The 12,456-nt window shown below is 67.9% G+C and carries 7 protein-coding genes; 1 reads left to right on the plus strand and 6 read right to left on the minus strand.

The annotated features are described in order from the left end of the window. From QK444_RS21495 to QK444_RS21520, 6 genes are all read right to left on the minus strand, one after another. Positions 1 to 1,373, minus strand: a 1,373-nt coding sequence (locus tag QK444_RS21495; protein ID WP_282783022.1) for a hypothetical protein, incomplete at its 3' end; no start/stop codon positions are given. Then, positions 1,370 to 3,913, minus strand: coding sequence for an ATP-binding protein (locus QK444_RS21500; protein WP_282783024.1), 2,544 nt, complete (start codon positions 3,911 to 3,913; stop codon positions 1,370 to 1,372). The genes QK444_RS21495 and QK444_RS21500, both read right to left, overlap by 4 nt. Further along, on the minus strand, positions 3,910 to 4,419 hold the full coding sequence (locus QK444_RS21505; RefSeq protein ID WP_282783026.1) for a hypothetical protein: 510 nt from the start codon (positions 4,417 to 4,419) through the stop codon (positions 3,910 to 3,912). The genes QK444_RS21500 and QK444_RS21505 overlap by 4 nt, the downstream gene beginning before the upstream one ends. Further along, positions 4,419 to 4,679: a hypothetical protein gene (locus QK444_RS21510; RefSeq protein ID WP_029931741.1), complete on the minus strand. Its 261-nt coding sequence runs from the start codon at positions 4,677 to 4,679 to the stop codon at positions 4,419 to 4,421. The genes QK444_RS21505 and QK444_RS21510 overlap by 1 nt, the downstream gene beginning before the upstream one ends. A gap of 11 nt (positions 4,680 to 4,690) precedes the next feature. Beyond that, positions 4,691 to 5,716: a conjugal transfer protein gene (locus QK444_RS21515; protein ID WP_282783029.1), complete on the minus strand. Its 1,026-nt coding sequence runs from the start codon at positions 5,714 to 5,716 to the stop codon at positions 4,691 to 4,693. Between the two features lie 65 nt (positions 5,717 to 5,781). Continuing rightward, on the minus strand, positions 5,782 to 6,924 hold the full coding sequence (locus QK444_RS21520; RefSeq protein ID WP_282783031.1) for a GAF domain-containing protein: 1,143 nt from the start codon (positions 6,922 to 6,924) through the stop codon (positions 5,782 to 5,784). Between the two features lie 673 nt (positions 6,925 to 7,597). Between QK444_RS21520 and QK444_RS21525 the strand changes: the two genes are divergently transcribed. Beyond that, complete coding sequence (locus QK444_RS21525) at positions 7,598 to 12,436, plus strand: NAD-glutamate dehydrogenase (RefSeq protein WP_282783033.1); 4,839 nt, start codon at positions 7,598 to 7,600, stop codon at positions 12,434 to 12,436. The last annotated feature ends 20 nt before the right edge of the window (positions 12,437 to 12,456 follow it).

Raw genomic sequence — 12,456 nt, forward strand, 5'->3', positions numbered from 1 at the left:
TGGCCCTGGGTCGCGAGCGCGAAGCGGTTCGCCACCCAGTCGTTGCCCTTGCGGAGATTCTTGCTCAACCGGCGCAGCTGGCTGAAGGCCACGAGTTCGACGATCGCACCGATCACGAACACCGCCATCACCTGTCCCCTGGCCTGATCGAACACATTGGCCAGGAACAGCACATAGACACCGAGAAAGATGGTGAACACGGCCATCTGCGCCGCCGCCATCACGGAGTGGACGAGATTCCGGATCAGAAAGGTCTGCGTCGGGCCGTACACGAATCCGCCTGCGGCGAACCCGAAGATGGCCATGAATCCGTGATAGATGGTGTCGAGCGCCGACTTCATCACCTTGAGGCCCAGGTACACCGCGAACAACAGCAGGACGGTCCCGCAGATCAGCAGCAGCAGTCCGGTGCCGATCTGCCCGGCGCTCGGATTGTCCGCCGCCGCACGGGCATAGGTGTCGTTGCACGCCTCCAGCCCCTCCTTCACCTGCCCCGAGTCACCGGCACGCATCCCCGAAGTCCATTGCGCGCGACAGGACATCCGATCGTCGATCACATGCCCGAAGTTCCACACCTGGAGCGGCTTCCGGGCGAAGCTGTCGGCGAGGTCCCCCTGCATCGTCTGCACCAGGACGCCCGGATTCGGGTTGAGGTGGCCGTTCAGTCCCGCCGCCACCGAGATGCCGATGTCGCGGCCCTTGGCGAGCAGACCGTCGGAGGCCAGCACATCCGCCAGCGGCTCCGCGAGGAACAGCGGCCCGAACACGCCCACCGCCAGCATCGTCACCACCTGCATCGTCGCCTTGGCGTGGTAGCCGCGGACGATGAAGTAACCGACGAAGAACGCACCGATGGTCGCCGCGGTGACCAGTAGGATGGGGGTCGCGATCTGGCCGGTCAGGGCGTCGGCCACGCCGGTCAGCGCCTGGGCGAACATATCGAGCCAGCCGAAGCTCAGCGCGAAGCCGATCAGCCAGATGGCGGTCGTGACCAGCACCATGTAGCCCGCGAACTCGAGCTCCAGAACCAGCGCCAGTGCGGTCTTGCCCGGTTCGAGCACGCTGCCGTGATCGGTGACGAAACGGTAGTCCGAGAGCAGAACACCATCCGAGTCACGCACATCCATCCAGCTCAGGCCGCTGTTGGCGGTTCCCTGTGCGAGAGTGCCCGTTTGGGCGACGGCCACCGCGCCGAGCAGGGCGGGCAGCACGAGCGTCACGAAGGCCACGAACAGCGCCCACGCTGTCCGGCGACGCCACGGCGAACCGGCCAGCCAACCGCGGAACCGCCGGGCGACCGCGCGGGGTCGCCAGCGCTCACTATCCCAGAAGGCCAACTCCCAGGCCATATCCCGACGCCGGCCGGTACTCATCGCGCGTCCCGGCGCTCCAGCGACGCGGACTGGCGCTCCAGCGACGCGGACTGGCCGGACACCGTCGGCGTGCTGGTGATGGCCTCGGCCCGGTCGCCGCGGGCGGGACCGAGGATCTTGCCCCGGCCGATCCGGCTCAGCGCGTCGCGCATGAACATCTCACCGCGCCGTTCCGGGGGAACCTGCCGACCCTGGCCGACCGGCGGAGACGTCTCCTCCCGCAGGATCTGCAACAGGTACGGCGCTTCGTCGAGGTCGACGCCGAGCCATTCCAGGCTGTTGCGGGCCAGCGTCTCGTCCCGTTGCCGGAAGACGAAGCGGTTCGGGATCAGATTGTGCGCCGCGCCCTGGAAGTCGGTGGCGGGGTCGTGCGAGGCCAACCCGATGGCGGCCAGATGTTTACGCCCGTCGCGGCTGAAGTCCGAGGTGACCGCGGCGCCCACCTGCGTCTGGGTGAAGTGGTGAGCTTCGTCCCCGACCAGCAGGCCGAATCTGCCGTTGTCGGTCAGGAACGCCTCCCGCGCGGCGACCCCGACGAGTTCGTAGAGCGCGGTACCGAGCCGCTTGGTCAGCGGCAGCCGGTGGTACAGATGCGGTGTGGTGAGCTCCTCGGCGGTGGGCAGCGCCAGGCCGTGGCTGCGCACGACGGTCGCCGCCGCGGTCAGTCGCAACGGTTTCAGTGTCGGATCGAACAGCACCGGGACCCGGTCGACGACGGCGCCGAGCCGAGCCGCCAGATCGGCGTATTCCGGGCCCGAACCCGGCTCGTCCCGCAGCCGGTGCGCGGCCCGCACCAGATCCAGCATGGAGTGGATGCCGTGCTCGGCGCGCCCCTTCTCGGTGAGCATATTGCTGACCACCGCGCCGGCGCTCGCCGTCGGCGACAGGTCGAGCATCGGCAGCAGTGAGTCGAGCGCTCGCTCACCGGCCACCCGGGCGTCGAAGAGCCGCAACGGATCCAGCGACACCGTCGGGGTGGTCAGATCGATCACCACCGCATCGTCGATGGCGGCGGCGAAATGCGCCCACTCCCCCACCTGGCTGCGGTCGATGGCCAGGAACTGACCGCCCATGTCGTGGACGAGCACCGCCATGAGCTTGAGGAAGAACGACTTGCCCGAGCCGAGTTCCCCGGTCACCGCGAACGACGCGGACAGGTCGTGCAGCGCCGCCTCCATGATCCCGAAGTGGATGGGCTCGTATTGCCCGGAGAGCAGGTTGATCCCGATCACCGGGCCGCTGTCGTCACCGATGTCACTGGAGGTGAACGGGACGAAACCCGCCCACATGTCGGAGGGGACGATATGGGCGAAATCCTCGTAGGCCCGGCGCACGGGACTGCCCGGGATGAGCATCGACCACAGGTCCACCTGCGCGCCCACCGGCGCTGTCAGTTCGACCTGAAAACGCTTGTAGCGGCGCTTGAGTGCGTTGACCGCGTCCAGTGTCGCCTCCCGAGTGTGGCCACCCACCGCGATGACGGTCGTGAACGACACCTCCGACTCGCCGCCGTTCACCTCGAAGTGTTGGTTGTACTCGTTGAGCAGCTGTGCCTTCGACATCAAGGTGTTCTGGGCGAAGGAGACCTCGGTGTCGCGCTGTTCCATCTGTTCGCCGAGCCGTCGGAGGCCGAGTTCGTTGTTCTGCAATACCTCGTCGGCGGATCTGGTGGACACCCGCATGCCCCAGTCGACGGTCACGTCGCCGAGACCGTCGAGCATGGCGAGGAATTCGCTGCCCCCCGGAAAAGTCATGCCGCCGTAGGGAAATGAGCGCGGCGTCAGCACCGATTGATAGGACGGGCGGTCCGGGCTGTCCGGCTGTACCACCTTGATCACCGGGGTGAAGGACGGCCGGAACCGCCGGGTGTTGTCGGCCTGCGCGCCCTCATCCAGTGCGGCGGAACGGAATACCGCCGCGGTGGCGTCCTCGAGCACCCCGACCCGGGTGGGTGCGGCCGGGTCCCCGACCGCGCCGCGGGACAGGTAGTGCTCCCACAGCCATTGGAACAGCGCGGCCGGGACCGGGGTCGGCCGGAAGTCGCCGCCGATCCGGGACAGGATCTTGTTCGCCTCTTCGTCGTAGGTGGCCAGTTCGGTCCGCGAGACGGCGGCGACATCGACGGAGCTGTTGCCACGCCACAATCCGGCCAGCGACGATATCCCGGTCGAGGTGGAGCCCACCGGGATGGACAGCAGATAGATCCGGGTCTGCGGCACGATCGCCTGGATGCGCTCGTAGGAGGCGACGACCTCGGCGGCGTAGTCCTCGCACTCGTCGAGGTCGACGCCCTCGACCATCTTCCGCAGCACATCGAGGGTTTCGAGCCGAGCCTGGATGCCGAGCAGCAGCGACCCATTGGGCACATTCGTGATCAGGGCGTGGTGCGCCAGCTTCACGTCGTATTTGTCGCGCGGCGAGCGCAGGCCGTATCCGAGCGGCTCGATGAAGTAGGTCGCCGTGACCAGGCCGGCGTGAGTGAACTGCAGGTTCCCGCGGATCGCCGCGGTCGGCTGGATATCGCGCCCGGATGCCATCATTGTTCGTTCCGAGGTTCATCCCGGGTCGGATCGGCGGTCCGCCCGGCGGCCAGTTCGAGTATTCCGCTCGTCAGCGCGCGGGCCGGCGGCTCCGGTCGCGGTACCCCGTCGAGGTCGGGCAGGATGACGACGACGGAGTCCTCGATGTACACCGAGTAGCGGGCCGAGTCCGGGCTGACCGGCATTCCGGAGGCGGACACCGGTTTCCGGATCAGGATCAGCCGACCGAACCACAGCACCCGGGAGGTCAGCCGCACCCCGGTGTCCGGCACCAGACCGAGTGCGAACACCACGATCACGGTGAGTACCAGGCCGAGGATGAAGACCACCGCGGGATTTCCCGGAATCGACATGGCGGCGATCGAGGTGACGAGCATGAGCGCGACGCCCGCGGCGACCTGCGGCAGCGTATACGGCCCGAAGGGGATCTTCTGCCCGTTCTGTGCCTTGCCGATCACGGTGGGCACGCGCTTGATCGGCGTGAAGACGCGGATGACCTCGGCCATCAGTACCCTCCGACGGGCCGATCGGGAATGACGGTACCGACCTCGGCACGCGAATAGTTGATGAGCGTGGGCAGTACCCAGATCAGGACTCCGGCCAGGATCGCCGAGCCTGCGACGGCCAGGACCTTCCCCGGCGAGAGGCGCTCCTTGACGGCCTCGCTGATCAGCACACCGATACCCACGATCGCGATCAGGATGAGGCCGGCCCAGCGAACGAACAGCAATATGCCGTACAACATATTGGTGAGACTGCTACCCATGGTCGCTCCCGTCAGTTCTGCGTCGCCGGCGGTACGGTGACCGACGGCGACGGCGCGGTGGTCGACGCCGAACTCCGCGGCGTGTTCGGGGCCACGCCGCCGGCTACGACGGTGATCGGATCCGGCAGTGCCGGAATGGAATCGATGGTCTGCACCTGCCACTGCTCCTCGACGCGCACCATCGTCAGCGGGTAGTCCAGCGGCGCCAGGGTGTCGTCGCCGACCGCCGGGGTCACCGTCGCCAGCACGCGCGCGCTCGTTCCGGTGGTTCCGCAGCCGGAGTCCTGAGCCGACACCGAGACCGACTCGAGTTCGGCGAACGGCGCGGGTCGCAGGGCGGTGATATCGGAATCGTGGCTGGTGTACCGGGTCACGTCGCCGGAGCCGGTGAGGAAGACCTCGAGGAAGCCGGCGGCGACGTGGGCGAGCGGCGACTCCTCACCGCAGGGCGAGGAGTACACCGTGAGCAGGTCCTGCCCTTCGGCGGGCGGCGCGACCAGCCACGGCCGCGAGAGTGCGCGCAGCCGACCGTGATTCACCGCGACCCCCACGCGGTAGTACTGCGGCATCGGAGCGGCGGAGGTCTGTTTCCCGCCCGCGGTCCTCGTTGCGGTCTCGGGACGGACCGATACCGTCACCGACCAGATCTCGATCGGAGTCGAAGCCCTGGTCCGGCGCACGGATACCACGGCGGGATCGGAGACCTGCCGAGCGGTCGCGGGCAGCCCGATCGACTCGCCGCCCCCGATGAAATCGGCGATCCGGTCCTGGTCCCCGGCCGTCGCACCCAGATAGGCGACCACGAATTCCTGCGCGAAGGATCCGGCTAGTTGGGCATTGCCCACGATCGCCACCGTCGTTTCGTCCGACGGGCCGGGCGGCGCTTCGGAGAACAGGCTCAGGACCGCGTGCCCGCCGCCGAGTATCGCGAGCCCGGCCAGCACGGTGAAGATCACGTTGTCGCGACGGCGTCGGGCGATCATGCGGCGTAGCAACGCATCCCCCGAATCCACCCGCGCGTCCGCTGCTTTCCTCACCCGTCAGAGCGTAATGAGACACCGAAGTCCGAGCCGTGGCGTTGTTCCCACCGCTGGGGAGCCGATTACGACGCTCGATCGAACCGGTCCCGCCTGGAGATGTGCCGGCGCAAGTGGTCGTCGTATCCGAGCGGCTCGGGCAGTCGGCACGGCCCCGCGCGACTGGACGGACTGTCACAGCGATCGTCGGCCAGACGTAATTCACCGATCACGAGCTGGCTGCGGGAGTAGCCGGGATACGGGTAGAGCCGCAACCGCGTCGAGAGATAGTCGCCGGAGTAGCCGAGTGTCCGCACCGTCACCTCGGCGGTCTCCCCGGCTCGGATACCGTCCCGCACCGCGACCAGTCGATCGCGGTCGTCGGGATGAAACACATCCACGGGGCGATACAGGAACTCCCACCGCACCCAGGGCGCCGGATCCGTCAACCAGTGTGAGATCGAGGTGTGCTCGAGTTGTACGACGGCGAGGTGAGTTCCGGCCCGCCGGTGCGCTTCCCGTAGGCCGACCTGTTCCAGCGTGGGCCAGGCCGGCGGCGCCGACTGCTCCCTGATGTCCTCGATCAGCAGCCACGTGCCGCGACCCCGGGGACGAGCCGCGACCCGCCACCGACCCAGCGGTCCCGCGGAACGGCCGGCCAGGGGGCCGATGTCCACGTCGAATTGCAGTTTGTCCTCGGGACCCGGGTCGTACAGGAGATCGAGCACCTCACCGTGGCGATCGAACGCGGCGGCCCGATGGAACAGCTCCGTGACGGACATCGTGGGCACATGTTCGTCGGCCGACACTCCGCGCAGGGTGGTCATCGCACCGGGCTGGTGCACCGTCTGGCTGTCGAGGTCCCAGACCGCGCCCACCGCCGGGGGTGGCGGGGTGACCGCACCGGCGGGACCGATCCACAACTGCACCGCATGCACTCCACCGGTGGGTCCGAGCACCGGCCGAGCCCGAACCAGGTGCTGGCCGGCGGCCGTCGGCACCTCCAGATCGGTCTGCCGCGCCTGCCCGCGGGCGGCTCGGACGACGTCGATGATTCCGCGAGTGGTGATGCTGTCGTACACGGCAGGTGTTCTGGTGAGCACTCGCTGCAGCACGCGGCGCACGCTCGCGAAGGCGCGCTGCTCGCCACCCACGGTCGCGACCGACATAGTGTCGGGAGTCAATGTCTCCACCGTCACCCACGGTATCGCCCGAGCTGATTCCGTCATCGGTTCCTCAGTTGCCTTATCGCTTGCTCTACTGCTGGCTGACCGGTACCGCACCCGTGTGAACCTACCTGATGGCACGATAGCCAGCGGCACGCCGAAAAGAGACGGTTACCAAGCTGAAATATGCCGATCTGAAACATGCATCGCCACCACATGGCCGCTCACCACCGCAGACGAGCCCACCGCAGCGAAACGACGATTGTCGAGCCCATAGTCTCGGGGGCAACAGCCCGCCGAGCCAGAATGTTCCCGGTTCCACCCGATTCCAGCGGCCACCAATGCCGTCGAGGCTTCATGAGTTGAACCTAGAACACGTGTCCGACAGCGATCAGCTAAACCGAGGCTTTGAACTCCGAAGATCACACAGCGCAACCCTCCCGCACACCGGTCATGAGCAACGTGACGTCCGACGCCCGGGGTTTGCGGCTCCTTGCCACCGGCTGACACGCAGGTGTAGCGTACCGTATCGTACCGTTATTTAGCGGTACATCGACTAGGTAATCTCAAGCGATCCACAGTCAGGAGCTCACATCATGTCGAGCCATCGGGAAGGCGTGCGTTGACCATGCGGCCCACGCAACGCCGATCAGCCACTACCACGACCTCCGAAACCGAACTGCCCACGCGCACCGCACTTCCCGATTCCGCCGGTGGTGATCCGACGTCGCTGCAGATGGCGTACTTCCGTCAAGTGCGTTCCGGTGCCGCACTTTCCGGCCCCGGCGAATCCGAAAGCATCTTCCGCCGGCACTTGGCCCTCGCCGCGACCCGGACTGCCGGAACCGCCAGCACCCGCGTGTATCACCCGGACGAGCCGAACGGCATCGGACCTGCCGTCCAGGTGGTCAATTCCGATATGCCCCTGCTGGTCGAGTCGCTGGTCTCGACGCTGCGGCGGCTCGGCGCCACCGTCACCGATGTCATCCATCCGATCTTCGAGGTGGTTCGCGATCCGAGCGGACGGCTGCTCTCGCTGGCACCGTACGAGGGCGACAGCACGGCGACGCAGCCCGTCGGCGGGACGACCCGCGAGTCCTGGATACACATCCAGCTGAGCCCCGCGACCGCGAACGGCGTACTGGCGACGATCGCGGCCGTCCTGCCGCCCCTGCTCGCCGACCTGCGCCAGATCGCGGACAGCACCGTCGCCATGCAGCGCAGGCAGTCCTTCCTCGCCGATCAGCTGCACGCGGACGCTCCCCCGTACAGCGGGGCCGACCCGGTGGAGGCGCGCGAGTGCGCGCGGCTGTTGCGCTGGCTCGCCGACGACCGCTTCGTCCTGCTCGGCTACGCCCGATACGCCGTCCCCGAGAGCGCGGACCCCGAAGCTCCCGCCACCATGCGACCGGTCCCGGGCACCGGGCTCGGCATACTCGGCGCCGGATCGGCGACCAAAATCGATGTTCCCACCCCCGGACCGGAACGTGGCCTGCTGCGGCTGGCTCCGGGGGCGATCGAATCAGCGGCGCCGGGCTGGATCAATCCCTATCTCATCGGCATCGCCGAATACGACACCGACGGCCGGGTGGTGGGCGAGCAGCTGTTCGTCGGGACCTTCACCATTTCCGCACTGCACGAGAACATCCTGGACATTCCGGTGATCGAACACCGGGTGCGCCAGGTCGTCGAATGGGCCGGGTTCGAACTCAATTCGTTCTCCGGCCGATCGATGCTGGAGGTGATGCAGTCCTTCCCGCGCGTGGAACTGTTCTCCTCGGACACCCGGCGACTCTTCGATACCACGTCCGCGGTGCTCACCCTCGGTCAACGACGACAGGTCCGGCTGTTTCTGCGGCCCGATCCGCGCGGTAGGACGGTGTCGTGTCTGGTCTATCTGCCGATGGACCGATACAACACGGCCGTGCGCCAGCGGATGCAGCAGATTCTGCTGTCCGAATTCGGCGGCGACCATATCGCCTACTCCGCGCGAGCCACCGAATCCGAGCTCGTCAACATCTATTTCACGGTGCACCGCGGCAAGTACGCGGCACCCGCGGACCTCTCCGAGGCGCGACGGCAGCATCTGCAGGATCTGCTCTTCGCCACCACCCACACCTGGGCCGATCGGCTGGTTGCCGAGGCGGCGGCCACGGCCGCCGTGGACTCCAGGACCGCCAAGCGGTACGCCGACAGCTTCCCCGACGGCTACAGGGAGAGCTTCACCCCGAGTCACGCGCTGGCCGATATCCAGCGACTCGAGGAGCTCGGTGACAACGCGATCGATATGCACCTGTCCCGGGCGGCCGACGCCGCGGTCGACGACTGGCAGTTCGCGCTCTACGTGAGCGGCGCGGGCGTATCGCTGAGCCGAGTGCTGCCGATCCTGCACAGCCTCGGCGTCGACGTGCACGACGAGCGGCCCTATCCGATCGAACTGCCGGACTCCCGGCCGCGCTGGATCTACCGGTTCAACCTGCACGCACCGCGAGAACTGCTGGACACCGCCCTGGACGGCGCCATCGACGCCGCACTCACCGCCACCGACGCCCTGTCCGCGGCGGTCACCGATGCCCAGCGACGCTTCCCCGAGGCATTCGCGGCCATGTGGTACGGCCGCGCCGACACCGACGGGCTGAACGAACTGGTCCTGCGTGCCGGACTGCACTGGCATGAGGTGGCCGTCCTGCGCGCCTACGCGCGATACCTGCGGCAAGCGGGATTCGCCTACAGCCAGAGCAACATCACGCGGGTGCTGCTGCAGCAGCCCGGCGCGGCGCGGGCCTTCGTCGAACTCTTCGGCGCGTACTTCGACCCCGATCGCAGCGACCCCGCCCGGGCGGAGCGGATCGAATCCGAGTTGCGAGCCCGCATCGACGCCGTCACCAGCCTGGACGCCGACCGGATCCTGCGCGCCTTCCTCGGATTGATCGGTGCGACGCTGCGGACCAACTACTACATGAGCGGGTCACCGGCCACGGTGCGGTCGCAGGCGGGGGTGTCGCGCGACTATCTGGCCTTCAAGTTCGCCCCGCGACGCATCGACGAACTGCCGAAACCGAAGCCGCAGTACGAGATCTACGTCTACTCACCCCGGGTGGAGGGGGTGCATCTGCGCTTCGGCGCGGTCGCCCGCGGCGGCCTGCGCTGGTCGGATCGGCGGGAGGACTTCCGCACCGAGATCCTCGGCCTCGCCAAGGCGCAGGCGGTCAAGAACGCGGTCATCGTTCCGGTCGGAGCGAAAGGTGGCTTCGTGGTGAAGAATCCGCCCGCCGCGACCGGTGACCCGGCCGCGGATCGGCAGGCTCAGCGCGAGGAGGGCGTGGCCTGCTACCGCACCTTCATCTCCGGCCTGCTCGACCTCACCGACAATATCGACAATCGCACCGGCGCGGTCCTGGCGCCCGACCGGGTGGTGCGCCGCGACGGCGACGACACCTATCTCGTGGTGGCCGCCGACAAGGGGACGGCGACCTTCTCCGACGTCGCCAACGAGGTCGCACACCGATACGGCTTCTGGCTCGGCGACGCCTTCGCCTCCGGCGGCTCGGTCGGCTACGACCACAAGGCCATGGGCATCACGGCCAAGGGCGCCTGGGAGAGCGTGAAGCGGCACTTCCGGGAGTTCGACATCGACGTCCAGACCGAACCGTTCACCGTGGCCGGCATCGGTGACATGAGCGGCGACGTCTTCGGCAACGGAATGCTGCTCTCCGAACACATCCGGCTCGTCGCGGCCTTCGACCACCGGCACATCTTCCTCGACCCGAACCCCGACGCGGCCCGCTCGTTCGCCGAGCGCAAGCGGATGTTCGCCCTGCCCCGCTCGTCCTGGGCCGACTACGACGCCGAGCTGATCAGCGCGGGCGGCGGAGTGTGGGACCGCACCGCCAAGAGCATCCCGATCAGTCCGCAGGCGCGTATCGCCCTCGGATTGGACGACAGCGTCACCGAGCTGTCACCGCCGGAGGTGGTGCGCGCGATCCTGCTGGCACCGGTCGATCTGCTGTGGAACGGCGGTATCGGCACCTACATCAAGGCCGCCGACGAGACCGACGCCGAGGTCGGCGACAAATCCAACGACGCCGTGCGGGTGAACGGAAACCAGTTGCGGGCGAAGGTGATCGGCGAGGGCGGCAACCTGGGCGCCACCGCACGGGGCCGGATCGAGTTCTGCCGATCCGGCGGCCGGATGAACACCGACGCCCTCGACAACTCCGCGGGTGTGGACTGCTCCGACCATGAGGTCAACATCAAGATTCTGCTGGATCGCGTGGTCGCCGCCGGCGAACTCGACGCCGGTGACCGTGATCGGCTGCTCGCCTCCATGACCGAGGAGGTGTCCGATCTCGTCCTGGGCGACAATATCGCGCAGAACTTCCTGATGGGCCTCTCCCGCGCGGACGCGGCGGAAACGCTGGACCTGCACCGCCGCACGATCCAGGCGCTGGAGACCGGCCACGGCCTGGACCGCGAACTCGAAGCCCTGCCCTCGGAGGCCGAACTGGCCCGCCGCGGCGCCGAAGGGCGCGGCCTGACCTCGCCCGAACTCGCGACGCTGATGGCCCAGGTGAAACTCGCCGTGAAGGCCGATCTGCTGGCCGGGTCGCTGCCGGACGACGCGATGTTCGCGGATCGGCTGCACACCTACTTCCCGGCACCGCTACGCCAACGCTTCGGCCGCGCCATCGACGCGCATCCGCTGCGCCGGCAGATCGTGGCCACCGTGCTGGCCAACGAGGTCGTCGATTTCGGCGGAATCACCTACCCGTTCCGCCAATCCGAGGAGGCGGGCGCCGACACCGCCGACGCGGTGCGGGCCTTCGGGGTCGCGGTGCGGATCTTCGATCTGCACGAGCTGTGGGATCGCATTCGTTCCACCGAGATGCCGACGGCGGCCCGGGACGCGCTGGAGATGGAGACCAAACGGACGCTGGACCGCGCCTCCCGGTGGCTGCTCGGCAATCGGCCGCAGCCGCTCGACATCACCGCGGAGATCGACCGGTACGCGCCGGGGGTCCGCGCGCTCGCCGCCACGGTGCCCGATCGGCTCGGCGCCGACCACCGTGCCGACCTCACCTCACGCGCCCGAACGGCCATCGACCTGGGGGCGCCCGCGGAGTTGGCCGACGAGGTGGGTCGGCTGATCTATCTGTTCCCGCTGCTGGACGTCATCGATATCGCGGAGATCACCCACCGGGACCGCTCCGAGGTCGCCGAAATCCATTACGTGCTCGACGATCATCTGAAGATCGAACAGCTGCTCAACGAGGTGCGGCGTCTGGAACGGGCCGGCCGCTGGTCCTCATTGGCCCGGCTGGCCGTTTCCGACGACATCTACGCGGCGCTGCGTTCGCTGACCATCACGGTCCTCGATCTCACCGGACCCGACGAGTCCGCGGCGGAGAAGATCGCCCACTGGGAATCGACGCACCGCTCCAGGATCGCCCGGGCGCGGGCCATGTTGGACGAGATCCACACCGGACCGGGCCACGATCTCGCGACCCTCTCGGTGGCGGCTCGACAGATCAGGAGCATGGCCAGCGGGCCGGCCGAATTCGAGCGTCGGACCTGATCGCCTATCGCCGGTGCCGT

Source organism: Nocardia sp. CC201C, from assembly GCF_030010695.1.
Classification (GTDB): Bacteria; Actinomycetota; Actinomycetes; order Mycobacteriales; family Mycobacteriaceae; genus Nocardia; species Nocardia otitidiscaviarum.

Coding starts and splice junctions, on each gene's coding strand:
- QK444_RS21510 (WP_029931741.1), bottom strand. CDS start 4,679: ATGGGTAGCAGTCTCACCAATATGTTGTACGGCATATTGCTGTTCGTT.
- QK444_RS21520 (WP_282783031.1), bottom strand. CDS start 6,924: ATGACGGAATCAGCTCGGGCGATACCGTGGGTGACGGTGGAGACATTG.
- QK444_RS21505 (WP_282783026.1), bottom strand. CDS start 4,419: ATGGCCGAGGTCATCCGCGTCTTCACGCCGATCAAGCGCGTGCCCACC.
- QK444_RS21500 (WP_282783024.1), bottom strand. CDS start 3,913: ATGATGGCATCCGGGCGCGATATCCAGCCGACCGCGGCGATCCGCGGG.
- QK444_RS21525 (WP_282783033.1), top strand. CDS start 7,598: ATGGCGTACTTCCGTCAAGTGCGTTCCGGTGCCGCACTTTCCGGCCCC.